The organism is Methylomarinum vadi, from assembly GCF_000733935.1.
GTDB classification, from domain to species: Bacteria; Pseudomonadota; Gammaproteobacteria; order Methylococcales; family Methylomonadaceae; genus Methylomarinum; species Methylomarinum vadi.
In genome coordinates, this window is sequence record NZ_JPON01000001.1 from 2,126,950 (window position 1) to 2,149,806 (window position 22,857).

Sequence of the window (22,857 nt, forward strand, 5' to 3'; positions counted from 1 at the left end):
GAGAACAAAAATCCCACAGAAAGATTATTAAAAAAGTTATTCAGTGTCGACGAAAACTATCCGACTCTGCCATTACGTACTTTTCGGCACCATTTTAGCGGATTTTCGGGCTTACCCTTCTTACGGATGCCAAAATACAAAGAAGCCTGAGAACGGCCGCCACTGTTACCGACCGATGCAATCACCTCGCCCGCCTCGACCCAATCGCCTTCGGTTTTGTACAGACTTTGGTTAAATGCATATAAGGTCATATAACCCTTGCCATGGTCAATAATAGTCAACAAGCCGTAACCCCGCAACCAATCCGCATAAACCACCCGCCCCCGCGTAACCGCATGAATCTCCGTTCCTTCCTTGGCATTGATCAACACACCATCCCAACGACTTTCAGAACGCGGACTGCCAAACTTTTTGAGCAACCTGCCATGGACCGGCCAGGGCAATTGCCCTTTCAACTGCGCAAACGGTTTATCCGGCCCTTCCTGAAATGGGAAATCGTCTCGATTCTTTTGCAGCTCGGCAATCAATTGCCGCAACTTGCGCTCATCTTCTTGCAACCTTGCTAATTGGGACTTTTTACTCGAATACAAGCCGTCGAGTTGCTGGACCAAACTTTCGCGTTCCTTTCTGACCTTCTGCAATTCAATTTGTTCACGCTGGCGTTGCTGCAACGCAACGGTCAATAAACCCGTTTCCTTTTGTTTTTCTTGCTCTAATTGCTGTAAAGCCCGAACCTTATTTTCAACCAACCGTATTTTTTTCAGTCTCGCCTTATTCAAGTAATCATAATAAACGAGCATGCGGCTGGATAATGCTGGATCTTGTTGATTAAAAATCACTTTTAACCGTTCCCTTTCCCCCATTGCATGCGCCGACCTGACTTGACTCTCCAACTCGTTTTTATGATTAGCAATGGCTTCTCGAGTCTTCGCTATTTTTTCACTAATAGTCGTTAAAGCATGGCGCAAGCGAGCGGCATCCGCTTGCAATCTCTTTATACTTTTAGAAACTTGCCCGTACTGAGTTTCTATTCCCTTTAATTGTTCGGACAAGCGTCTTTTTTCTTGCTGCAATCGGTGAACGTCTTCATCGACCTGTTTTATCTGCCGCTTTAATTGTTCGAGCCGGGCCTGTTCATTCTCAGCCAGCGCACGCCCTTCCAGTATCGAGAAACAGGCCGCCACAAGAACACTTGCCCGGATTAGTCTACGTTTTTTTGCCATACTCGCTCGGCAAGCTGAAATCAAACGACCTTTCCCGCAGGTAGCGGAATGCCAGGAACGACAAATTTTTGGCTATTCCCAACAGTCAAGGCACCGACGATTTTACACAAGACATAATTTGTCCAAAACCCGACCCGGCGAACCAGGCGGATAGCCATTTCAAAACGACAAATTTCCAGTTTAATCATTTGCATCTCTTACACGCATCGCCGAACTGTTTGGAGTAATTCGAACCAATATGGAGTGCTGGCCAGATCAAAACATCGTTCCACTTTTAATTTAGATAACCGCAGGACTTAAAAAAGAACATCAAGAAATTGGAAGCCTCAGCCTTTTCTGAACATCCAAATTAAATTGATCAATGTCTACCAACTATCATTGTAAATTCATTTCGCCAGCGTTGTTTGCGAATATGCTCTATTTGGAGTCCTTCTACAAAACAATTGAACAATATTCATTACTCTGATAAATTTAGGCGCTTTTCTTTGTCAATTCGATAAAATCACTCACTTTTGATAGCTATTATATCAATACATGAGTATTATCGTCGGTAGTTAATGGCTAATTGTTTGCGTTTTTACCCTAATTGATGAAGACTCGCCTACTTGATTACGGTCACCCCCTCATGGAAAAAGAAGAACTCATTCTTTATAACGATGCCGAAATTAATCGTGCAGCCCGCTGCCTCAAGGCAATGTCCCACCCTTTACGGTTAAAAATTCTTTGTGTGCTGGGCAACAATAGAAAAAAAGTTCAGGAAATCGTAGAAGAGGTCGGCACTAGCCAAAGTAACATTTCACAACATTTGGCCATACTCAGGGAAAAAGACATTCTGGCATGCGATAAAAAAGCAAATTGCGTCTATTACTATATCGACGACGAACGCATGCTTAAACTTATCCGCATGATGCGGGAAGTATTTTGTAACTGCGAATAAACTCAACATAACTTACCTTTACTTCGACAACAGTTCAATGGATCAATATTTAGAATTTATTTCCAATCATTACCTACTGGTTTTGGCGCTTGCCGCCGTCACTTTTTTGCTCATTCAAGACCTTGTTGAAAGTTCCTTCAACAAATTCACCAGCATTTCACCGATGATTGCTGTCACCAAAATGAACAGCGACGACACCGTTATCGTCGACGTCAGGGAGCCTCACGAATACATTAAGGGGCATATTGAAAACTCGCTCAACATTCCTTTAGGCAAATTGGACGAACAGCTGCCCACACTCGAAGCCTATAAAAAAAATCCCCTTATCGTTGTCTGCCAAAGCGGCACACGCTCGGTTCCGGCCTGCAAGACATTGACCAAGGCCGGTTTCGAAGAAATATACAATATCACCGGCGGCATGCAATCTTGGGAAGACAACAAATTGCCGATGAAAATCACTAGCAAAAATAAAGACTAAACTGCAGTTTTTTTAATCTGTAAACGTGCGGACGAGACGCTCTAACCAACTGCCCATCCATGCGGCAAAAATGTTAAGATTGTTTCCCGCCAACACGGACTCAAATTTTCTCTAAATAACATCATTATTGGACATCATCATGGCTGAAGAAACCAAAACTACGGAAGAGAAACAATTTTCCATTCAAAAAATCTATACCAAGGATATCTCTTTCGAGACGCCTAATGCTCCAAAGGTATTCACTTCCAAATGGGAACCTTCCGTCGATTTTAATTTAGGCACCAATGTTGAGACGCTGGAAAACAACCTGTTCGAAGTCTCTTTGACCGTAACCGTGACGGTAAAAACCGCCGACACCACCGCTTACCTGGTGGAAGCGACACAGGCAGGGATTTTCACCTTGTCCGGCTTCACTGAACAGGAAATGGGCCCCATGCTCGGCAGCTTTTGCCCTAATATTTTATTTCCTTACGCCCGCGAGGTCGTTTCCGATTTAGTCAGCAAAGGCGGTTTCCCACAATTATTGCTGGCGCCGGTGAATTTCGACGCCCTTTATGCCCAGCATTTGCAACAGTCGCAACAACAATCCGCGACTTCTGACAAATTAAACTGATCTATGGCAACGTCGATTTGTGTTCTGGGTGCCGGCTCATGGGGGACGGCGCTTGCCATACAGGCAGCCAGAAACGGTTGCAACACCCTGCTTTGGGGCCATAAACCCGAACACATGCACGACTTGCAACAATCCAGAAAAAACCGGCGCTACTTACCGGACACAAGCTTTCCCGATTTATTGCATGTCACCGACAACCTGGAACAAGCAGTCAAGTTCAGTTCGATTATCTTGCTGGCTGTTCCCAGCCATGCATTTAAAGACACATTACTAAAAATCAAACCATTTCTAGGGTCAAGCAATCAAATTGCCTGGGCGACCAAAGGCTTCAACCCGGAAGACGGCTCATTGCTGCATACCGTTGTCACAAGGAAACTTGGCGACAATATAGAAACCGCCGCACTGTCGGGCCCGACCTTCGCCGGAGAAGTCGCTGCCGAATTACCAACCGCAATCACCATTGCGTCCTCATCCCCATTGTTTGCCATACAGTTGACTGAGATTTTCCACAGCCAGCATTTCAGAACCTATACCAGTTCCGACATCATCGGCGTTCAAGTCGGCGGCGCTGTAAAAAATGTTCTGGCGATTGCCGCCGGTATCGCCGACGGACTGGGGTTTGGCGCTAATACCCGGGCCGCATTGATCACACGGGGCCTGCATGAAATCATCCGCTTAGGCACGCATCTAGGCGGCCAACCGGATACCTTCATGGGACTGGCCGGCCTGGGAGACCTGATTTTAACCTGCACCGACAACCAATCCAGAAACCGCCGTTTCGGCCTGGCGCTAGGCCAAGGTAAAAGCAAACAGCAAGCCGTCATGGAAATTGGCCAGGAAATCGAGGGCGTGTCCGCGGCCCGAGTGACCTTTCAACTATCGCAGAAATTGGCTATCGAAATGCCAATCACCGAACAAACTTATCGGGTCTTATATGAAAATCTAGATCCCCGCGTCGCGGTTCAAAATCTGCTGAATCGCGATCAAAAAGCCGAATTCAACTAATTTTCTCGGATCTGCTCGCGCACTATTCCCCCCTACGCACAACGTCTCCCCCCCTCTAAAGTGTTTTAATTTCAGAGAAAAACAGCCAGTTTTCTGCATACATCGTTTTTCCCGGCTCAGCAAGCCACGGCCGGCACTTGCACCTTTTTTATTTTAGAACTAGTATAAATAATACTTAGTTTTTATAAAGTTATAACGATAACCTAAAGCACCTACTAAACAACTTCGCAAGAAGGAGGCCCGCCATGCTGCATATCATCGACCAATTTCCGATTAGTCCGGAAACACTGGCCCATACTACAACCGGCGATACCGTCATTTTTACCGATAACGCCGTATATGCGGTCAAGCAAAGCGATATTGAAAAGACCCTGCTGGAGAAAACCTACACCCACATTAATTTGTGTGTCCGTAAAGCCGATTTGCTCCTAAGAAACATATCCAACCGCGATTTGTTCCGGGGAGTCGCAGTCTTGGACGATTCTGACTACCAGTCTGCTTTGCAACAGGAACCCGCCGTCAGATCGTGGAATTGAGTCAAGCGCTCATAGAGACAATTTATCGATCGTTTAAAAAGACAAACTGGTTTTGATTATTCGCTGCAATATTGATTTGTTTTATCTCTCTATCAGGCCGCGATAGTTTGTCCCTGCTCGGCGAGTCGTTCCCAATCGTCTACTCCGCCTTCCTCTAGCAGCAAATATTCGATAAAGCGGCATGCATCAGTCAAATTCGCTGCCGCTTTTTCGCTGAGCGCTTCGCCCAACTCAAAATGTGTTCCAGCGATGCTCAATAAAAAAGATGGCGGGGGTATTTCGCCCCTAATGGTTCGATAAACCTGAAGCACCGCGGACGGACTCATCGCATGAGTGGTGTAGCTCAAATCCCTTTCCGGGTGCAGACGACTGAAAACAAACGGCTTGCCCTGATTAACCGCGGCATCGACGAACAACACCCGTTCTCTACCTTCTAAATCCAAGGCATGCTCGACCTGCAACTGAAAGTCGCTGAGTATCTCGATACGATCAAGATTTAAGCTGCGTTCGGCATATTCCAGCAGCAAAGGTCCAAGCGCATCGTCGCCGCGGCTCAAGTTACCGTAACCGAATAACAGTATCGGTTTGCCCATCAAATTCCCTGCTCAATCTCGCCGTCACCATGCTTCATCATCCGGTCGAGCAGCTTACCTTCCGCATCGAACAATTCCAATTGCAGCGGCATTTTGCCGACGGCATGCGTCGCGCAGGACAAACAGGGGTCGTAGGCGCGAATCGCCACTTCGAGATTGTTCAACAACGGTTCGGTCAATTCCTGGCCGGACAAATATTCGGCGGCCACCTGCCGGACCGACTCGTTCATCCCCATGTTGTTGCTGGTAGTGGAGACGATCAAATTGGCCTTGGTCACGATATTGTTGTCGTCGACCTGGTAGTGATGAAACAAGGTACCTCGCGGCGCCTCGATCACACCGATACCTTCGTAACGCTTCTCGCCTTCGGCCAACAAATCGGAACTCATGATGTCGGCGTCGTTCAGCAACAACTTGATGCTTTCCGCGCAATGCAACAACTCGATCAGGCGCGCCCAGTGGAAAGCCAACGTGCTGTGCACCATCTCCTCGCCACTATGCTGTTTGAATTCCGCCCGCTCTGCCTCGGCCAACGGCGTATCGATAAAATCGCAATTATTGACCCGCGCCAGCGGCCCGACCCTATACCAGCCCTGCTCCTTGCCTAGAGCGGTCAAATAAGGAAATTTCATATAACTCCAGGAGCGGACTTCCTCATGGATATATTGGTTATACTCGCAATAGTCGACATGATCCAGCAACGTCTCACCACGATCATTCTTTGCCCTGAGTCCGCCGTGATACAGTTCCAATGCGCCGTTCGGCTTGACCAGACCGAGATAGTTACTGCGAACCGTCGCAAATTCATCGTAATACGGCAAATTGGAGCAATGCACTTTTTTGACCAACGCTACCGACGCCACCGCCCACTCGATCATCTGGTCGATATCCTGCAACAGATAATCCCTTTCCTCCTTGCTTAGCGCTTTATTCATCCCACCGGGAATGGCGCCGGTACCGTGAATCCTCTTACCGGAGACCATGCGTATGACTTCCTGGCCGTATTTACGCAACTTGACTCCCTGAACGCCGATGTCCGGATATTCGCCCAACACGGCGATGATATTGCGCTTGCTGATATCGCTATCGAAACCAAACAACAAATCGGGACTGGACAAATGGAAGAAATGCAACGCGTGAGACTGCATCACCTGGCCGAAATGCAGCAAACGCCTTAATTTATCTGCCGCCGACGGCAGATTCTCCGGATCGACGCCGACCAATTGATCTATGGCCTTGGCGGCGGCCAGGTGATGGCTGACCGGACAGATTCCGCACAAGCGCTGCACCATCACCGGCAACTCCCAGTAAGGCCGTCCCTGAATGAATTTTTCGAAGCCGCGAAATTCGACGATATGCAGTCGCGCCTGTTTGACCTGATTGTTTTCGTCCAGCAACAGGGAAACCTTGCCATGTCCTTCCACCCGAGAAACCGGATCGACGATTACCCGCTTCAGGTTTTCTGTTTGTGTAGCTGTTTCTAAATGTTCGTACATATTCGTTTCCGTTAACAAAGGCTATCTGGAAGTCATTTGCTCGCCATCGAGCCGATTAATCGTAATGCACCAATTCATAGGGCAACTCCGGCTCCCGGCCCGCCAGCAAATCGGTCAGGAATTTCCAAAACACGTCGGCTGACGGCGGACATCCCGGCAGAAAATAATCGATCTTGACGATTTCATGGATCGGATGAACCTGATTCAATAACAGCGGCAACTCCGGGTCACTGGGGATTTGCGCATTTTCTACGCCGATACCGTCGATATAGGCTTCCTTCAGACAATCTTCCAAATCGATATGATTGCGCATGGCCGGCAAGCCGCCGTTGACAGCGCAGGCGCCGACCGCAACCAATATCTTGCAATTTTTGCGAAACTCGCGCAAAACATGGACGTTTTCCGAATTACAGACGCCCCCTTCGATCAAACCGATATCGCAATTCGTGCAATGTTCGATGTCGGTAATCGGCGAGCGATCGAATTCGACCGATTCAGCCAGCTGCAGCATGCGCTCATCGATATCGAGAAAGGACATGTGGCAGCCGAAACAGCCTGCCAACGACGTGGTTGCTACTCTGATTTTATCCGCCATGACCTTCTCTCTCCTGCTCTAACGCCACTTCGTTAATTTCCTTATGATCATAAATCCGCTGACCGATCGGTATCCGATAACCCTGTCGCTTGATCAGGATCGCACCGGTCGGACAAATATGCGCGGCACAATCATTGACATCGATATCGCTATCGCCCAATTTACCGCTGGCGGAATTGACGATCAGATGCTTGTTGATGCCGCGCCCGCTGATCGCAAAAACATTCTTGCCGTCTTTCTCGCGACTGGCCCTGACACAAAGGGTGCAGAATATACAGCGATTGTGGTCGATCAAAATATCGGGATGCGAGGCATCGACTTCTCTATCGGCAAAAAAATGCGGGAAATGATTATCCAGCATATTTAGATGATAGGCGACCGCCTGCAACTGGCAGTTGCCGGTTTTTTCGCAGCCGGGACAAAAATGGTTACCTTCGACGAACAACATCTGCGTAATCCGTTGCCGGTCATGTTCCAGTTCCCGGCTTTCGCTGATAACCTCCTGCCCATCCATGGCCGGGAAAGTACAGGCCGTGCAGTTTCTTCCGTTAACGCTAACGGTGCAGAGTTTGCAGCTGCCATGCGGTTCGTAGTCTGGATTGTGGCAAAGATGCGGAATATAAACGCCGGCCTCGGTCGCCGCTTCCATGATCGTTTGCCCTTCGCTAAAAGGGATTTTTTTACCGTCAATGGTGATTGTCTTACTCATGTCAGTCCTCCACCTGAGTCAAATGGGCAGCGGCGTCGTCCCGATGCGCCATGCGTCTGGCCGTCTCCAACGCCGCATCGAGATCGAAACCGGGTTCGTAACTAATTTCCTTCAACTGATTTTGATATAAATCAGGGTAACGCTGTAACGTGGTCAGAATCGGATTAGCCGCCGTTTGTCCCAAACCGCAATGGCTGTAATTTTTGACCAGTTGACACAATTCCTCCAACGCGACCACATCGCCGGCCGAGCCGTGGCCGTCCAAAACCTTGTCCAACTGATTTTTCAGTAACGACGTTCCAACCCGGCAAGGGGTGCAGAACCCACAACTTTCGTGAGCGAAAAAATGGGTGAAATTTTTCACCATGGCGAAAAGGTTGCGGCTGTTGTTCAGGATGATAAACGATCCGCCGGTGGCCAAGTCCTCGAACGCCAATTTGCGTTCCAGCTCATGTTTGGAAATAAAGGTGCCCGACGGGCCGCCAATTTGCACACCCAGAACATCGACGGCGCCGCAATCATGCAGTATTTGCGCGATGGTGGTACCAAACGGATACTCATAGATGCCGGGCAGGGCGCAGTCCCCGCTAATGCTGAGAATCTTGCTGCCGGCCGACTTTTCGGTTCCGGCCCCCTTGAACCAGTCGCCGCCGTTCGCCGAAATAGCCGCCGCGGCCATGAAGGTTTCCACATTATTGACCACGGTGGGTTTGTTCAGGTATCCGTGACTGACCGGATATGGCGGCCGGTTGCGCGGGATACCGCGCTTGCCTTCCAGGGATTCGATCAAGGCCGATTCCTCGCCACAAATGTAAGCTCCCGCCCCCATACAAATTTCGATATCGAAATTCAGTCCTTGACCAAGGATATTGTCGCCTAGCAAACCGGCTTCGCGGCGCTGTTGCAAAAGATCCCGCAATTGTTGCTCAAGATGACGATATTCGCCGCGTAAATATAAATACCCTTGTTCGGCGCCGATAATAGCGGCACACAGCGTCATGCCTTCGAAGACTTGATCAGCATAGCTGTTCAGAAGCACCCGGTCTTTGAATGTTCCCGGTTCGCCCTCATCGGCGTTACAAACGACATAATGCCGATCGCTTTGCTCCTCGGCGCAAAAACGCCATTTCATCGCGGTATTGAAACCGGCACCGCCGCGCCCGCGCAGCCCGGACTTATCGATCTCGGCCAACGTTTCCTGCAAACCTCTGGCGAAGGCCTGTCGCAGCCCGGCGCCTTGGTCAATCTCCTGTTGCAACAACAATCCCGGCTTACGAATATTGTCATCGACCTGAAAAAACTCCGCCGGCCAGTCCGCCAATGGAACCTGGTTGTCGATCAACTCGGCCATTCGGTCTATTTTGGGCCGGTCCAGTTTGGTGATCGCATAACCGTTGACCAATCCGGCCGGACCCTGGTCGCACATGCCGGTACAGGAAGTGTTATTCAGGCTGACGATCCCGTCCTCACGTACCGCGCCGACTTCGACTCTTAAGGCCTTGGACAAATAAGCCATGATATTTGCCTTGCCCAACATCAAATCGGTTATCGAGTCACTGATTAAAATTTCATAGTGCCCTTGCGGTTGCAAATGAAAAAAACTGTAGAATTCGGCAACGCTGATAATCTGGGTTCGGGCGATATTCAGTTGCTCGGCGAGATAATCGATGGCTTGTTCAGGAATATAATGATATTCATCCTGCACCGCCCGAAGAATCTGCATCAGTCTGGTAGACTGGCGCTCGGCTGATTCCAGCACTTGATCAAGAAATTGTTTCATGTTGTCCCTACGCCTCGATATGAATGAACCTGTGAAATGAATGGTTAAGGCTAACCTGGAGGAACGATGGCGATAACACTCCCGTTTTTGCCATAAGATCTGGTCCAATGCGTTCCTGTTGGTTAATACTACTCCGATACGGAGAACATTAACAACTCGATGCAATACTAATTTGCATCTTGCTAAACTATCGTTATCAAATTTAGCACAGCTTGATGAAGATAAGTTTACAAAACCGTCATAATTCAACACCGAATCCACTTCAATGGCCGATAAATACCGCTCCTTTCAGTCTATTTTGAATTATCCGCAAAAATTGTTTGCTATTTATCAACATAAAATTAACCAACAACACCAACTTCTCGCCCTGGTCAAAAAGGTACTTCCGGCAGAACTTGCCCGTCACGCGCTCTATTGTGTCGATAAAAAGACAAAATTATTGCTTTATACCGACTCCGCTTCCTGGTCCTCTCAGTTACGTTTTTTTCACCAAGCCATGCTCGATTCGCTCCATGAACATGGCTTCAAGCAAACGGAAACAATACAATTCAAAGTCATGCCCCCCTTGCGCGGCGAAAAGAAACCGTCCCATGCCAGAATCCCTTCCCGGGAAACTATCGAATTGCTCGGGAAGCAAGCGGCGCAACAACAAGATCGCGACTTGCAACGCGCCTTGGCAAAATTGAAGCGAACGCTGGAAAAGCGTTCCAGAGAAAATGATTGATTGCGACAAGAAACCGGAAAATCCTTTCCGGCTTCCATGCGGTAGTGAACCGGCAAGCAGCCGGCTGGCTCGACGGCCTATGTTATGAAGAGGCGGAGGCGCCCGATGGTTGCGCTGAACGCATGAAGGAAATTGGCGCATCTTCGTCTTTGTCAAATGTCACCATTTCCCACGCATCCGGGTCGGCTAACAAAGCCAATAACAATTTGTTGTTCAAAGCGTGCCCCGATTTGAAGCCTTTAAATTCGCCGATCAAACTATGGCCGAGCAAATAAAGGTCACCGATGGCGTCGAGGATTTTATGTTTGACGAATTCATCGGCATAACGCAAGCCGTCTTCGTTCAACACCTTATCGTCGTCGACCACGATGGCATTGTCCAAACTGCCGCCTAAAGCGAGGTTGTTTTCGCGCAAGAATTCGATATCTTTCATGAAACCGAAAGTTCTTGCCCGAGCGACTTCCTTAACGAAGGTAGTCGTGGAAAAATCCATCACTGCCGTTTTCAAATGATCGGAAAAAGCCGGATGTTCGAAATCGATGGTAAAAGTCACTTTAAATCCATCGAACGGTTCAAAAGCGGCCCATTTATCATTATCCTCGACACGAATTGGCTTTTTTATCTTTATATACTGCTTAGGAGATTCCTGTTCCATCACGCCAGCGGACTGCAATAAAAACACGAATGGTCCGGCACTGCCATCCATGATCGGCACCTCGGGGGCACTGACATCGATAACGGCATTGTCGATACCCAAGCCGGCCATGGCCGATAACAAATGCTCGACGGTAGCGACCTTAACGCCGTTTTCCACCAGCGTCGTGGATAGCATCGTTTCACCGACATTTTCCGGCTTCGCCCTAATTATCACCGGTTCCGGCAAATCGATACGACGAAAACTGATCCCGGCATCGGGCTCGGCCGGACGCAAGGTCAGATAAACCTTGTCGCCGGTGTGAAGCCCTACCCCGGTAGCCCGTATCGTATTTTTTAAAGTTCGCTGTTTAATCATAAAAGTGCTGCTTTTTAAGGCAAAGCGGCAATTTTACCATACTTTTTCACCGCAACGACCCCAGGAAAACCTCAGTCCGCTTGCCGTCTTAAAAAGGCAGGCACATCCAAGTAATCCAGATCCATGTCATTTTTCGGTTGCGCGCCAAAACGGGTCTCCCGATTTTCCTGTCTATTTTTACGGATCACGGTCGGTTTATCCAACACATCGTAATTCAGTTCTCCGGTCGCGGCTTTTTGCACTAGTTTAACCGGCGCCGGTGCCACCGCTTTCTCACCCATGCCTGTCGCGACGACCGTGACCTTGATGGCATCGCCCATGTCCGGATTAATAGCGGTACCGATTTTCATATCGGCATCTTCGGAGGCAAAGGCATGCATGATACTGCCGATTTCGTCAAACTCGGTCAGATCCATTTCCGCCGCGGAGATATTTACCAGAATGCCCTTAGCCCCCTGCAAACTGATGTCTTCCAGTAATGGGCAGGCGATCGCTTTTTCCGCCGCTTCCCTGGCCCGGTTATCGCCATCGGCAACTCCCGACCCCATGATTGCGGTCCCCATGTTGCTCATCACCGTTTTGACATCGGCGAAATCGACGTTGATCAGCCCCGGATGGGTAATCAGTTCGGTAATACCCTGGACCGCATCCAACAATACATCATTGGCCGCCTTGAACGCGTTGGTCAACGACAAGTTGTTACCCAGCACCGGCAATAATTTTTGGTTGGGAATAATAATCAGTGAATCAACATGCTTTTCCAAATCCCTGATACCTGCCTCCGCGACGGCTTTTTTCTTTTTGCCCTCGAATTCGAATGGTTTCGTCACTACTGCAACGGTCAGAATACCGAGCTCTTTAGCCACTTCGGCGATTACCGAAATCGCGCCGGTGCCGGTTCCGCCTCCCATGCCCGCGGTCAGGAAAATCATGTCTGATCCATCGATCTCTTCCTTGATGCGGTCTTTATTTTCTTCCGCCGCTTGTCGGCCGATTTCCGGCTTGGTTCCTGCCCCCAAACCCTTGGTCAATTCGACGCCCAGCTGGATTTTGGTTTCCACTTTCAGGCCGCGCAATGCCTGGGCATCGGTATTCGCACAAATAAAGTGAACCCCGTCGATATGGCTATCGACCATATGATCCACCGCGTTACCGCCGCCGCCACCGACACCGATGACTTTAATGACGGCATTCTCACTACACATATCCATCAATTCATATTTCATTGTCATGCCCTCTAACCTCTAGTGTTTCTTTTAAAAATTACCTTGAAACCAGCTTTTCATTTTTGCCAACAGACCGGTGCCCTCATCACTCAGCCCCTCGGCTCTACCCTGGTGTTCTTTCCCATACATCAGTAATCCCACCCCCGTGGAATAAATCGGGTTTAGTACCACATCGGTCAATCCCGATACATGTTGTGGCAAACCCATGCGAACCGGCATGTGGAAAACTTCCTCCGCCAATTCGACCAATCCTTTCACTTTTGAACTACCGCCGGTCAAAACCATGCCGGCGGCGATCAATTCCTCATAACCGCTACGGCGTAATTCGGACTGAACCAACAGCATCAACTCCTCGTAGCGCGGCTCTATGATTTCCGCCAGATTTTGCGCCGAAATTTTTCTCGGTTCCCGGTCTCCAATACTGGGAACATCGATCATTTGCTGGCCGTCGGCCAGCTGGGTCAACGCGCAGGCATACTCCTTTTTGATTTCCTCGGCGTTTTTGGTCGGCGTCCTCAAGGCCACGGCGATATCGTTGGTGACCTGATCGCCGGCGATCGGAATCACCGCGGTATGCCTGATTGCGCCATCGGAAAATATCGCGATATCGGTGGTGCCGCCGCCGATATCGATCAGGCACACCCCTAATTCCTTTTCGTCCTCGGTCAACACCGACGTGCATGAAGCCAATTGCTCCAAGACGATATCTTCGACGTCCAAGCCGCAACGCCGGATACATTTGATAATGTTTTGCGCCGCGCTGACGCTGCCGGTAACCATATGCACTTTGGCTTCCAGGCGAATGCCGGACATCCCGATTGGCTCCTTGATGCCATCCTGCTGATCGATCACGAATTCCTGCGGCAAGATATGTAAAATCTTTTGATCCGCCGGAATCGCCACCGCCCTGGCAGAATCAATTACCCGATCGATATCGGATTGATTGACTTCCTTATCCTTGATGGCAACAATACCGTGCGAATTCAGACTTCTAATATGACTGCCGGCAATGCCGGCAAACACCGACTTGATGTGGCACCCCGCCATCAATTCCGCCTCTTCCACCGCCCGCTGAATCGAGTGCACAGTGGATTCGAGATTGACCACAACGCCTTTTTTCAAGCCTTTCGAAGGCGAGGTACCGATACCGATGACCTCAAGGTCGTCGCCTCCTCGGTATTCGCCGACCACGGCAGCCACCTTGGAAGTACCGATATCCAAACCCACCAATATATTTCGATCTGTTTTTTTAGCCATTTTTTAGTTCTATCACGCCCGCTTCGGCTTCGTATTCATTAATTTTTTCCAATCGATTTGTTCGGCATCCTCCTTCCATGTCACCGCATAACCGTTGGGGTACCTCAAGTCCACGCTAGCCATCATCGCTATCCTTTCCTCGCCCAATAAATCAACGGTTCGCAAAAATCGCTGGATATTTTCCAACGGCGTTTTCCTGCCCAATTTGATTTCCAAGCCACTGGCCAAAACCACCTTCCAGGCCCGCCTTTCATTGACGGCAAATTCCTTGAGCAGCATCGCCCGGTCCCGCAATGCGACGCTTAATCCCTTCATCACTTCCAACAACTTTTTTTGCTGTCCTTCGGGCCCCGTAATCAAGGGTAATCGAGCAAACTGATCCACATTGCCGGGCACGAATAAATTGCCTTGGTTATTCAGCAAGCTCCGTTCGCCCCAGCGTGCAACCGGGCGTTGCTCACTGACCGTGACCTTCAAGGCATCCGGCCAAATCCGCTGAACCTCGACCTGGTCCGCCCACGGCAGCTCTTCAACGGCCGCCTGGATTTGTTGCAGATCGGCATTGTAGAAACCATGCATGACCTGCTTTGCCAATACCCGTTTAATGGTATCTTTGGCAATGTATTGAAACGCCCCTTCCACCCTGACATATCTGACCGGCATCCAATCGGCACCTTGCGCCTTGATCTCCCGCCAACCGATCGTCATTAGCGCCAACATCCCCAAGGTCAGCGACAATATCCTCAAGGCGGCTGCATTATCCATCGCAACTGCTTTCCAAAATCCGCCAAACCAACTCATCGAAACCGATTCCAGCCGCTTTTGCCGCCATCGGCACCAGGCTGTGATCGGTCATACCCGGCACGGTATTGACTTCGATCAGCTGGATTTGATCGGTTTGATCGATGAAGGCATCGACTCTGGCCCAACCTTTTATCGCCAAACCTTCACAGGCTTGAACGGCCAATTGTTGCACAGCCTGCTCCCGCTTCGCCTCGAGACCGCAAGGACAATGGTATTGGGTGGTATCGGCCCGGTATTTTGCCTCGAAATCATAAAACTGATTAGGCGTCTGCAGGCGAATGACCGGCAAGGCCTCGCCATCTAGTACGGCAATGGTAAATTCCTGTCCATGAACCCATTGTTCCGCATAGACATCACAACCATAACCCGCCGCCAGTTGATAAGCCTGCCTCAGTTCGGCCTCGTCATTGGCCTTGCTCATGCCCAGACTGGAACCTTCCTGGGCCGGCTTGACGATTAGCGGAAATCCCAACTGCTCGCTGCAGGCTTCGATGTCCGCCTCATCTTTCAATAATCTCCATTGCGGTGTGCTCAGCCCCATGCCTTGCCAGCACAACTTGGTGCGCAACTTATCCATCGCCAACGCCGAGGCCATCACGCCGGAACCGGTACAGGGCAAATGCAATACTTCCAACACTGCCTGCAACACACCATCCTCACCTCCTCGGCCGTGGATGATATTGAATACCCGGTCGAACTGCCGTCCGGACAAGGCTTCTATCGGACTGCCGGTGACATCGATCACTTCGGCATCGACACCCAAACGACGCAATGCCGAGAAAACGGCGTTGCCGCTATTCAGTGAAATTTCCCGTTCCGCCGCCGTTCCTCCCATCAATACCGCGACCTTGCCGAAATCTGCAGCATTTTTAATGCGCAAAGCTCTCATAGCGGGTCCCCCACCATACAAACTTCGGTTTCCAACTGAATGCCGTGCTTACCCCGTACTCGTTCCTGAATGCGAGCTATCAATTGCTCGATTTCCGCCGCCGTGGCATCACCCTTGTTTTCGATAAAATTGGCATGCTTTTCGGAAACGCAGGCGCCGCCGACGCAAAAACCTTTCAGCCCGCAATCCTCGATCAAGCGCGCCGCATAATCGCCTGGCGGGTTCTTGAATACGGAACCGCACGTCGGTTTATTGGTCGGTTGCGTCAGCGCCCGCTGCTCCAGCAATGCCTTGATTTTCTGCTGACTCAATTCCGCATCTCCCTTCTCCAGAACCAACTCCGCCGATAAAAACCATTCCTGATCCGGCCCTTGCACCGAGCGATAAGCCACGGCAAATTCCTGTTTATTCCTGTTACATACCTGCCCATGCCGATTCACGACTTCAACCTTATCGACGATATTCCAGGTTTCGCCGCCAAACGCGCCGGCATTCATTTTCAAGGCACCGCCCATCGTTCCGGGTATCCCGGCCAGGAACTCGGCTCCGGTCAGGCCCAGATCGCCACAAAACCTGGCGACATGTGCGCATGGCACGCCGGCCTCGACATACACCCGCGCGGAGTCGATCAGTTTCATGTCCTTCAATCGGCTCCGGGTGTTGACCACCGTGCCGCGTATCCCGCCGTCTCGCACCAGCAAGTTACTGCCCAGTCCCAGCCAGAAAATAGGCTGCCCTGCCGGCAGGCCGGCGAGAAAACGAATCAAGTCGTCCTTGTTCTCCGGCAAATACATTTGATCCGCCGGCCCCCCGACCCGCCAGCTGGTGTACTTAGCCAACGGCTCGTTGCGCAATAATTTGGCTTTATTGCTCGTTTCGGCAATCATGAGCGCAGAACCTCCGCCAATTGTTGGGGTAATTCCGCGGCAATCTGTCCGACATTACCGGCCCCCATGGTCAGAATCACATCGTCTTTTTGCACCATGGCCGCCAATATCCGCGGCAATTCGTCCCGGTTCAGGACGAATACCGGTTCTACCTGGCCCCGCACTCTAATGGCGCGGCACAGGGTTTTGCTGTCGGCGCCGTTAATCGGTTCCTCGCCGGCGGGATAAATATCCAGCAACAGCAACACATCCACCGTCGACAGAACTTCGACGAACTCCTCGAACAAATCCCGGGTCCGGGTATAACGGTGCGGTTGGAATATCACCAACGACCGTCTGTCGGGCCAAGCCTGACGCAATGCCTCCAAGGTTGCCGCCACCTCCTTTGGGTGATGGCCGTAATCGTCGACCAGAGTCAGCTTGCCGCCGGCATAATCGATCTCGCCGTTAATTTGAAAACGCCGGCCTATGCCGGTGAATTCTCCCAGGCTACAAATGATCGCCCGGTCATCCACCTCCAGGCTGGTCGCGATCGCGATCGCCGCCAATGAATTCAACATATTGTGCCACCCCGGCATGTTCAATGTGACCTTCAGCGGCGCATGTTCCTCGCCGCGCAAGACGGTAAAACGCGTTTGCATGCCGTCCTGCACGATATCGACGGCACGCACATCGGCCTCCTCATGCACGCCATAGGTCTTCACCGGTTTCGAGACGCGCGGCAAGATCTCCCTGACACCCTCATCGTCCATGCACAACACCGCCAGTCCGTAAAAAGGCAAATGATGTAAAAATTCGAGAAAGGTCTGTTGCAGGCGCTGATAATCGCCGCCGTAGGTTTCCATGTGATCCTGGTCGATATTGGTGACGACCGCGATCATCGGTTGCAAATAGAGAAAGGACGCATCGCTTTCATCCGCTTCCGCCACCAGGTATTGGCCCAGGCCCAACCTGGCATTCGCGCCGGCGCTGTTGAGCCTGCCGCCGATAACGAATGTCGGATCGAGACCGCCCTCGGCCAGCATGCTCGCCGTCAAACTGGTCGTGGTGGTCTTGCCGTGGGTACCGGCGACAGCGATACCGAAGCGGAAACGCATCAACTCCGCCAGCATCTCCGCCCGCGGAATGATAGGTATGCGCCGTTCGTAGGCGCCCTTGACCTCGGGATTTTCGCGGTTCACCGCCGTTGAAGTCACCACCACGTCGACGCCGTCGATATGACTTTCGTCGTGGCCGTAGTACACCGACACGCCTAATTGTTCCAGGCGACGGGTGACGGCACTTTCCTTGACATCGGAACCGGAAACGCGATAACCGAGATTCGACAAAACCTCGGCAATTCCGCACATGCCGGTGCCGCCGATACCGACGAAATGGATCCGGTCGATATTGCTCAACAACTGGGCTGGATGAAGGTCCGGTCTGTTCATACAGCGGCCTCGCAGAAATCGGCCACCATCTTGGTAGCATCCGGTCGCGCCAACTTTCTGGCCATCCGGCTCATCTCGGCCTGGTCGGCCATTATTTTTTCCACTGCTTGTTTCAATGTTTTTTCGTTCAAATCTTGCTGGGGCAATAAAATACCGGCCCCGGCATCGGTTAAATATCGGGCATTGGCACTTTGGTGGTCATCGATCGCATGCGGCAACGGCACCAGGATCGCCGGCAAGCCGGCTGCGGCCACCTCGCTGACCGTCATCGCCCCGGCTCGGCAAATCACTAAATCGGCCCAGCGGTAGGCAGCCGCCATGTCGTCGATAAACGCCACGGTCATGGCCCGTAAGTGCAGCGCTCGATAATGTTGCTTGACCTGCTCACACATCGGCTGACCGGTTTGATGCCTGATCTCGACATTGCTCAACGGCGCCAATGCCGCCGGCACCGTTTCATTCAATACTTGCGCCCCCTGACTGCCGCCAACCACCAAGATCCTCAAGGGCCGTCCGCTGTCGCTGTTCCACGGCTCTTTCTCCGGCAATGCCAAAAAATCCTTCCGTAACGGATTGCCGGTGCAAATCGCCTCGGCTTCCTGGCCGAAACTTCCCGGAAACGCCTCCATAACCTTTTTCGCCCGTTTTACTAGTAAACGGTTAGTGGTTCCCGGCACCCGGTTTTGCTCGTGGATCAACAACGGCACGCCCAGCACTTTACTCATCAATCCGCCAGGGCCGGCGACAAATCCGCCCATGCCCAGCACCACATCGGGTTGCCGTCGGCGCAGAATAAGCAGTGCTTCGCCACAGGCCTTGAACAGTTTGAACACGCCCGTCATTTTGCCGAACCCTCCTTTACCGCGAATGCCTTCGACCGACAACCAATCGATGTCGATCCCATTTTCAGGGACAACCCGGCTCTCGATACCGCGACGGGTGCCGAGCCAACTGACCCGCCATCCTCGCTCCCGTAACTCCTGGGCGACCGCCAGTGCGGGAAAAACATGTCCGCCGGTCCCGCCGGCCATGATCACGATGCGCTTGCCCATTCCGTTTTACCTTTTGGCGCGTTTTTCAACCGTTCGGTCACCTCGCTGTTGACCCGAAATAACACCGCCATCGCCGCGCACATGACGATCATGCTGCCGCCGCCATAACTCATCAACGGCAATGTCAGCCCCTTGGTTGGCAGCATGCCCATATTGACGCCCATGTTGACGAAGGCCTGAAAGCCGAACCAGATTCCCAAGCCGTAGGCGACAAACGCGGCGAAAGGCTGGCCCGCTCGCTCGGCTTTCGCGGCAATCAGGAAGGCCCGCCGCAACAACAATGTAAACAAGGCGATCACCGACAACACGCCGGCCAACCCCAGTTCCTCACCCAATACCGAAAAAAGAAAATCGGTATGCGCCTCGGGCAAATAAAACAATTTCTGTATGCCGTTACCCAGACCGACGCCGAACACTTCGCCGCGGCCGAATGAGATCAATGCCTGGACCAATTGGAAACCCGTATTTCTGGCATCCGCCCAGGGGTTGATGAAGGCCGTCACCCGCGCCAGCCGATAAGGCGAAATCCAAACCAGCAATCCGGCCAATAGGGCGACTAGGGCCAGCAAAATTAGGAACTGTTGCAACCGGGCGCCGCCCAGATACATGATGCCCATCGCAATCGTCAAGATAACCACCGCCGAGCCGAAGTCGGGCTCCTTCAACAACAGCCCGCAGGCGATCGAAAACAACAACAGCGGCCGCAACAACCCATAAGCGGACTGCGTGACATCCTCCCGGTGCCTAACCACATAGCCGGCCATGTAAATAACCGAAACAAATTTTACGGCTTCGGAAACCTGAATTCTCAACCCAGCCAGGGACAACCAGCGCATGCTACCGTTTACCTTGATCCCAATCCCAGGGATCAACACGACGACCAATAGCACTAAGCCCCCAATAAACAGCCACGCGCCGGATTTCTCCCAGACCGAAAGCGGCACTGCGGCGATCACGACCGCAACCATCAATCCCATGACAATGTGGATCAACTGGTGTAACGGGTAATGCATGAAGTCATCGGCCATTTTAACGCCCAAGTGCAATGACGAAGACGCCACCATGACATAACCGATCGATAACAACCCGAGACAAACCATCAGCAATTGCTGATCGACATGAAAGCGGATCTGTCTTTTCGCTTGCAACGCTCGCTTGATCATGTCGCCAACTCCCTGACGGCGGCCGCGAATTTATTCCCTCGATCGCTATAATTTTTGTATTGATCGAGGCTCGCGCAGGCCGGCGAAAGCAATACGGTATCGCCGGGCTCGGCCAGAGAGGCGGCAATCCGCACCGCCTCTTTCATATTGGCCGCCGAATAAGTGGGAACGCAGCCGGTCAGCACCGTTTCGATCATGCCAGCATCCTTACCCATCACGATGACGGCCTTGGTTTTTTCCGTTACCGCCGGAACCAGCTCTTTCATATCCGCTCCTTTGGCATCGCCGCCCGCTATCAATAGGACTTTACGCTCATACCCATGAAGCGCAGCGATACAGGCGCCGATATTGGTCGCCTTGGAGTCGTTGACCCAGCTAACGCCTTTACTTTCGGCCACTTTCTGCATGCGGTGGTCCAAGCCCTTAAAACTTTTCAGCGCCCGACACATGGCCGCATCATTGAGTCCCGCCGCCGTTCCCAAGGCTAGCGCCGCCAGGGCGTTGGCAACGTTATGTTTGCCTTCCAGCAGCAATTCCGACCGCTGCAACAAGGGAGTTTCGTCCCTCATCAAATGACCGCTCACATCGTCCAACCAAAAATCCGCCTTCCTGTTGACCGAAAAGGTCAAACAGTGTCTGCCGGAATCGCGCATAGCCAAGACGACGGGATCGTCCGCATTCAGCACCATCACGCCATCGCCGCGAAATATCCGTTGTTTTTCGGCCGCATAATCGGCGATGTTTCGATGCCGGTCGAGATGATCGGGCGAAACGTTCAATACAGTTGCCGCCTTGGCATTGAGCTGGGATGTTCTTTCCAACTGGAAACTGGATAGTTCCAATACATACAAATCCGCATCTTGCCGCAACAAATCGAGGGCCGGCGTGCCCAGGTTGCCGCCGATGGCGGTTTTCACGCCCGCGGCATTACCCATCGCGCCTAGCATCGTGGTAACGGTGCTTTTGCCGTTCGATCCGGTAATAGCCACCACCGGTTTATCGGCAACGCAAGCAAATAAGTCGATATCGCTGATAATACTGACACCCAACGCGACCGCCCTATGAATGGCATCTTCTTGCAACGACACGCCGGGACTGACCACCAGGTGGGTAGCGACATCCAACGCGGCTTGGTCGAAACCGCCGGTAAAAACCGGAACGTCCGGCATCGCTTCGGCCAGGCGATCGATCAAAGGCGGTTTATCGCGACTGTCCACCACGGCAAAACGGATACCCAAATCGTGCAAAAACTCGGCGACGGAAAAGCCGGTTGCGCCAAGGCCGATGATCAGTACCTTGGACTGTTGCCGGTTCAAAGCAAAGCGTTGTTCCAATGTCGTGAACAGGACTGCACTATCCATCGTCATCTCAGCTTCAACGTTGCCAGGCCGATCAAGACCAGAATCACCGTGATAATCCAGAAACGGACGATGATTCTGGGTTCGGGCCAGCCTTTCAATTCATAATGATGATGAATAGGCGCCATCAAAAACACCCGTTTACCGCGCATCTTGTAGGACACCACCTGAATGATGACCGAAACGGTTTCTCCCACGAACACGCCGCCCATGATCATCAATACGATTTCCTGACGCACCAACACCGCCATGATGCCCAGTGCCGCGCCCAAGGCCAGGGCGCCGACATCGCCCATGAACACCATCGCGGGATAGGCGTTGAACCACAAAAAACCCAGGCCGGCCCCGACCAGCGCCGTGCAAAAAACCACCAATTCACCGGATTCCGGTAAATAAGGGATCGCCAAATACTGGGCGAAATCGACATGGCCGGAGAGATAGGCGAAAATCGCCAAGGCCGCCGCGATCATGACGGTGGGCATGATCGCCAAACCGTCCAGACCGTCGGTCAGATTGACCGCATTACTGCTGCCGACGATAACGAAATACGTCAGAACGATGTAAAACCAGCCCATATTGAGCATGACGTCTTTGAAAAACGGCACGATGAATTGCGTTTCGGCCGGCACCTGGGCCGTCAGGAACAAAAAAACGGCGGCGCTGAGCGCGACAACCGACTGCCAGAAATACTTGGCCCGCGCCGACAAACCATCGCTATTGCCCAGCGCAACCTTGCGGTAATCGTCGATAAAACCGATCAAACCGTGGCTCATCGTGACGAATAAAACCACCCAGATATAGCGGTTTTCCAGATCGCCCCACAGCAGCGTGCTGACGGCGATGGCGACTAGAATCAAGGCGCCGCCCATGGTCGGCGTACCGGCTTTACCATAATGGCTTTCCGGTCCATCCTCCCGCACACTCTGACCGATCTTGTTGCGGGTCAGTTTTCTGATCATAACCGGACCAACCATAAAGGAAATCATCAATGCCGTCAGCGCGCCCAAGATAGCCCTGAAGGTCAGGTACTGGAATACCCTGAAGCCGCCATCGAATTGCATTAAATAATCGGTTAAATAAAGTAACATCG

24 protein-coding genes are annotated in these 22,857 nt (G+C 51.7%); 6 read left to right on the forward strand and 18 right to left on the reverse strand.

The genetic code is table 11. The features are described 5' to 3' along the window. Positions 1 to 56 precede the first annotated feature (56 nt). Positions 57 to 1,184 (reverse strand): murein hydrolase activator EnvC family protein, encoded by a 1,128-nt coding sequence (locus EP25_RS0110615; protein WP_235185881.1) that lies wholly within the window; start codon positions 1,182 to 1,184, stop codon positions 57 to 59. A 59-nt stretch (positions 1,185 to 1,243) separates the two neighbouring features. Beyond that, complete coding sequence (locus EP25_RS23450; RefSeq protein ID WP_160172719.1) at positions 1,244 to 1,411, reverse strand: hypothetical protein; 168 nt, start codon at positions 1,409 to 1,411, stop codon at positions 1,244 to 1,246. A 437-nt stretch (positions 1,412 to 1,848) separates the two neighbouring features. Here EP25_RS23450 and EP25_RS0110625 point away from each other — a divergent pair, with 437 nt between their 5' ends. The 5 genes from EP25_RS0110625 to EP25_RS0110645 all read left to right on the forward strand — a co-directional run bounded on the left by EP25_RS0110625 (position 1,849) and on the right by EP25_RS0110645 (position 4,792). After that, complete coding sequence (locus tag EP25_RS0110625; protein WP_031433860.1) at positions 1,849 to 2,160, forward strand: ArsR/SmtB family transcription factor; 312 nt, start codon at positions 1,849 to 1,851, stop codon at positions 2,158 to 2,160. Between the two features lie 37 nt (positions 2,161 to 2,197). Then, on the forward strand, positions 2,198 to 2,638 hold the full coding sequence (locus EP25_RS0110630) for a rhodanese-like domain-containing protein (protein ID WP_031433861.1): 441 nt from the start codon (positions 2,198 to 2,200) through the stop codon (positions 2,636 to 2,638). A gap of 139 nt (positions 2,639 to 2,777) precedes the next feature. Then, positions 2,778 to 3,251, forward strand: coding sequence for a protein-export chaperone SecB (gene secB / locus EP25_RS0110635; RefSeq protein WP_031433862.1), 474 nt, complete (start codon positions 2,778 to 2,780; stop codon positions 3,249 to 3,251). A 3-nt stretch (positions 3,252 to 3,254) separates the two neighbouring features. Next, on the forward strand, positions 3,255 to 4,256 hold the full coding sequence (locus EP25_RS0110640) for an NAD(P)H-dependent glycerol-3-phosphate dehydrogenase (protein WP_031433863.1): 1,002 nt from the start codon (positions 3,255 to 3,257) through the stop codon (positions 4,254 to 4,256). Positions 4,257 to 4,501: 245 nt separating this feature from the next. Further along, positions 4,502 to 4,792, forward strand: coding sequence for a DsrH/TusB family sulfur metabolism protein (locus EP25_RS0110645; protein WP_031433864.1), 291 nt, complete (start codon positions 4,502 to 4,504; stop codon positions 4,790 to 4,792). Between the two features lie 92 nt (positions 4,793 to 4,884). Here EP25_RS0110645 and EP25_RS0110650 read toward each other — a convergent pair whose 3' ends face one another. From EP25_RS0110650 to EP25_RS0110670, 5 genes are read right to left on the reverse strand one after another with little or no spacing between them, the layout of a single operon-like run. Beyond that, a complete protein-coding gene (locus tag EP25_RS0110650) occupies positions 4,885 to 5,385 on the reverse strand; it encodes a hydrogenase maturation protease (RefSeq protein WP_031433865.1) in 501 nt (166 codons plus the stop codon). Beyond that, positions 5,385 to 6,881 carry a Ni/Fe hydrogenase subunit alpha gene (locus EP25_RS0110655; RefSeq protein WP_031433866.1) on the reverse strand — a complete coding sequence of 499 codons (1,497 nt, stop codon included), beginning with the start codon at positions 6,879 to 6,881 and terminating at the stop codon, positions 5,385 to 5,387. Before EP25_RS0110655 ends, EP25_RS0110650 begins: the two co-directional genes overlap by 1 nt. 55 nt (positions 6,882 to 6,936) lie before the next feature. Continuing rightward, positions 6,937 to 7,476, reverse strand: coding sequence for an NADH-quinone oxidoreductase subunit B family protein (locus EP25_RS0110660; RefSeq protein WP_031433867.1), 540 nt, complete (start codon positions 7,474 to 7,476; stop codon positions 6,937 to 6,939). After that, positions 7,466 to 8,185 carry a 2Fe-2S iron-sulfur cluster-binding protein gene (locus tag EP25_RS0110665; RefSeq protein WP_031433868.1) on the reverse strand — a complete coding sequence of 240 codons (720 nt, stop codon included), beginning with the start codon at positions 8,183 to 8,185 and terminating at the stop codon, positions 7,466 to 7,468. Before EP25_RS0110665 ends, EP25_RS0110660 begins: the two co-directional genes overlap by 11 nt. Before the next feature lies 1 nt (position 8,186). Beyond that, on the reverse strand, positions 8,187 to 9,965 hold the full coding sequence (locus EP25_RS0110670; protein ID WP_031433869.1) for an NAD(P)H-dependent oxidoreductase subunit E: 1,779 nt from the start codon (positions 9,963 to 9,965) through the stop codon (positions 8,187 to 8,189). 265 nt (positions 9,966 to 10,230) lie between these two features. Between EP25_RS0110670 and EP25_RS22470 the strand changes: the two genes are divergently transcribed. Then, entirely contained in the window at positions 10,231 to 10,689 is a 459-nt protein-coding gene (locus EP25_RS22470) for a DciA family protein (protein WP_051906563.1), read from the forward strand. An 82-nt stretch (positions 10,690 to 10,771) separates the two neighbouring features. Here the strand turns inward: EP25_RS22470 and lpxC are convergent, their stop codons facing one another. The 11 genes from lpxC to mraY form a co-directional block, all read right to left on the reverse strand. After that, a complete protein-coding gene (lpxC, locus tag EP25_RS0110680; RefSeq protein WP_031433871.1) occupies positions 10,772 to 11,701 on the reverse strand; it encodes a UDP-3-O-acyl-N-acetylglucosamine deacetylase in 930 nt (309 codons plus the stop codon). Between the two features lie 71 nt (positions 11,702 to 11,772). After that, a complete protein-coding gene (gene ftsZ / locus EP25_RS0110685; RefSeq protein ID WP_031433872.1) occupies positions 11,773 to 12,927 on the reverse strand; it encodes a cell division protein FtsZ in 1,155 nt (384 codons plus the stop codon). Between the two features lie 30 nt (positions 12,928 to 12,957). Then, a complete protein-coding gene (gene ftsA, locus EP25_RS0110690; protein WP_031433873.1) occupies positions 12,958 to 14,184 on the reverse strand; it encodes a cell division protein FtsA in 1,227 nt (408 codons plus the stop codon). A gap of 12 nt (positions 14,185 to 14,196) precedes the next feature. Beyond that, positions 14,197 to 14,949, reverse strand: a complete 753-nt coding sequence (locus EP25_RS0110695; RefSeq protein WP_031433874.1) for a cell division protein FtsQ/DivIB — start codon at positions 14,947 to 14,949, stop codon at positions 14,197 to 14,199. Next, positions 14,942 to 15,877 (reverse strand): D-alanine--D-alanine ligase, encoded by a 936-nt coding sequence (locus EP25_RS0110700; RefSeq protein WP_031433875.1) that lies wholly within the window; start codon positions 15,875 to 15,877, stop codon positions 14,942 to 14,944. Before EP25_RS0110700 ends, EP25_RS0110695 begins: the two co-directional genes overlap by 8 nt. After that, positions 15,874 to 16,764, reverse strand: a complete 891-nt coding sequence (murB, locus tag EP25_RS0110705) for a UDP-N-acetylmuramate dehydrogenase (protein WP_031433876.1) — start codon at positions 16,762 to 16,764, stop codon at positions 15,874 to 15,876. The genes EP25_RS0110700 and murB overlap by 4 nt, the downstream gene beginning before the upstream one ends. Beyond that, positions 16,761 to 18,194: a UDP-N-acetylmuramate--L-alanine ligase gene (gene murC / locus EP25_RS0110710; RefSeq protein WP_031433877.1), complete on the reverse strand. Its 1,434-nt coding sequence runs from the start codon at positions 18,192 to 18,194 to the stop codon at positions 16,761 to 16,763. Before murC ends, murB begins: the two co-directional genes overlap by 4 nt. After that, positions 18,191 to 19,246, reverse strand: a complete 1,056-nt coding sequence (murG, locus tag EP25_RS0110715) for an undecaprenyldiphospho-muramoylpentapeptide beta-N-acetylglucosaminyltransferase (RefSeq protein WP_031433878.1) — start codon at positions 19,244 to 19,246, stop codon at positions 18,191 to 18,193. Before murG ends, murC begins: the two co-directional genes overlap by 4 nt. Continuing rightward, positions 19,228 to 20,409 carry a putative lipid II flippase FtsW gene (gene ftsW / locus EP25_RS0110720; RefSeq protein WP_031433879.1) on the reverse strand — a complete coding sequence of 394 codons (1,182 nt, stop codon included), beginning with the start codon at positions 20,407 to 20,409 and terminating at the stop codon, positions 19,228 to 19,230. Before ftsW ends, murG begins: the two co-directional genes overlap by 19 nt. Beyond that, positions 20,406 to 21,770 carry a UDP-N-acetylmuramoyl-L-alanine--D-glutamate ligase gene (gene murD / locus EP25_RS0110725; protein ID WP_031433880.1) on the reverse strand — a complete coding sequence of 455 codons (1,365 nt, stop codon included), beginning with the start codon at positions 21,768 to 21,770 and terminating at the stop codon, positions 20,406 to 20,408. The genes ftsW and murD overlap by 4 nt, the downstream gene beginning before the upstream one ends. 2 nt (positions 21,771 to 21,772) lie before the next feature. Continuing rightward, positions 21,773 to 22,855, reverse strand: a complete 1,083-nt coding sequence (gene mraY, locus EP25_RS0110730) for a phospho-N-acetylmuramoyl-pentapeptide-transferase (RefSeq protein WP_031433881.1) — start codon at positions 22,853 to 22,855, stop codon at positions 21,773 to 21,775. Positions 22,856 to 22,857: the final 2 nt, after the last annotated feature.

Excerpts from the sequence above, each read along its gene's own strand:
- EP25_RS23450 (WP_160172719.1), bottom strand. The coding sequence starts at position 1,411 with ATGATTAAACTGGAAATTTGTCGTTTTGAAATGGCTATCCGCCTGGTT.
- EP25_RS0110625 (WP_031433860.1), top strand. The coding sequence starts at position 1,849 with ATGGAAAAAGAAGAACTCATTCTTTATAACGATGCCGAAATTAATCGT.
- EP25_RS0110630 (WP_031433861.1), top strand. The coding sequence starts at position 2,198 with ATGGATCAATATTTAGAATTTATTTCCAATCATTACCTACTGGTTTTG.
- secB (WP_031433862.1), top strand. The coding sequence starts at position 2,778 with ATGGCTGAAGAAACCAAAACTACGGAAGAGAAACAATTTTCCATTCAA.
- EP25_RS0110640 (WP_031433863.1), top strand. The coding sequence starts at position 3,255 with ATGGCAACGTCGATTTGTGTTCTGGGTGCCGGCTCATGGGGGACGGCG.
- EP25_RS0110645 (WP_031433864.1), top strand. The coding sequence starts at position 4,502 with ATGCTGCATATCATCGACCAATTTCCGATTAGTCCGGAAACACTGGCC.
- EP25_RS0110650 (WP_031433865.1), bottom strand. The coding sequence starts at position 5,385 with ATGGGCAAACCGATACTGTTATTCGGTTACGGTAACTTGAGCCGCGGC.
- EP25_RS0110655 (WP_031433866.1), bottom strand. The coding sequence starts at position 6,881 with ATGTACGAACATTTAGAAACAGCTACACAAACAGAAAACCTGAAGCGG.
- EP25_RS0110660 (WP_031433867.1), bottom strand. The coding sequence starts at position 7,476 with ATGGCGGATAAAATCAGAGTAGCAACCACGTCGTTGGCAGGCTGTTTC.
- EP25_RS0110665 (WP_031433868.1), bottom strand. The coding sequence starts at position 8,185 with ATGAGTAAGACAATCACCATTGACGGTAAAAAAATCCCTTTTAGCGAA.
- EP25_RS0110670 (WP_031433869.1), bottom strand. The coding sequence starts at position 9,965 with ATGAAACAATTTCTTGATCAAGTGCTGGAATCAGCCGAGCGCCAGTCT.
- EP25_RS22470 (WP_051906563.1), top strand. The coding sequence starts at position 10,231 with ATGGCCGATAAATACCGCTCCTTTCAGTCTATTTTGAATTATCCGCAA.
- lpxC (WP_031433871.1), bottom strand. The coding sequence starts at position 11,701 with ATGATTAAACAGCGAACTTTAAAAAATACGATACGGGCTACCGGGGTA.
- ftsZ (WP_031433872.1), bottom strand. The coding sequence starts at position 12,927 with ATGAAATATGAATTGATGGATATGTGTAGTGAGAATGCCGTCATTAAA.
- ftsA (WP_031433873.1), bottom strand. The coding sequence starts at position 14,184 with ATGGCTAAAAAAACAGATCGAAATATATTGGTGGGTTTGGATATCGGT.
- EP25_RS0110695 (WP_031433874.1), bottom strand. The coding sequence starts at position 14,949 with ATGGATAATGCAGCCGCCTTGAGGATATTGTCGCTGACCTTGGGGATG.
- EP25_RS0110700 (WP_031433875.1), bottom strand. The coding sequence starts at position 15,877 with ATGAGAGCTTTGCGCATTAAAAATGCTGCAGATTTCGGCAAGGTCGCG.
- murB (WP_031433876.1), bottom strand. The coding sequence starts at position 16,764 with ATGATTGCCGAAACGAGCAATAAAGCCAAATTATTGCGCAACGAGCCG.
- murC (WP_031433877.1), bottom strand. The coding sequence starts at position 18,194 with ATGAACAGACCGGACCTTCATCCAGCCCAGTTGTTGAGCAATATCGAC.
- murG (WP_031433878.1), bottom strand. The coding sequence starts at position 19,246 with ATGGGCAAGCGCATCGTGATCATGGCCGGCGGGACCGGCGGACATGTT.
- ftsW (WP_031433879.1), bottom strand. The coding sequence starts at position 20,409 with ATGATCAAGCGAGCGTTGCAAGCGAAAAGACAGATCCGCTTTCATGTC.
- murD (WP_031433880.1), bottom strand. The coding sequence starts at position 21,770 with ATGGATAGTGCAGTCCTGTTCACGACATTGGAACAACGCTTTGCTTTG.
- mraY (WP_031433881.1), bottom strand. The coding sequence starts at position 22,855 with ATGTTACTTTATTTAACCGATTATTTAATGCAATTCGATGGCGGCTTC.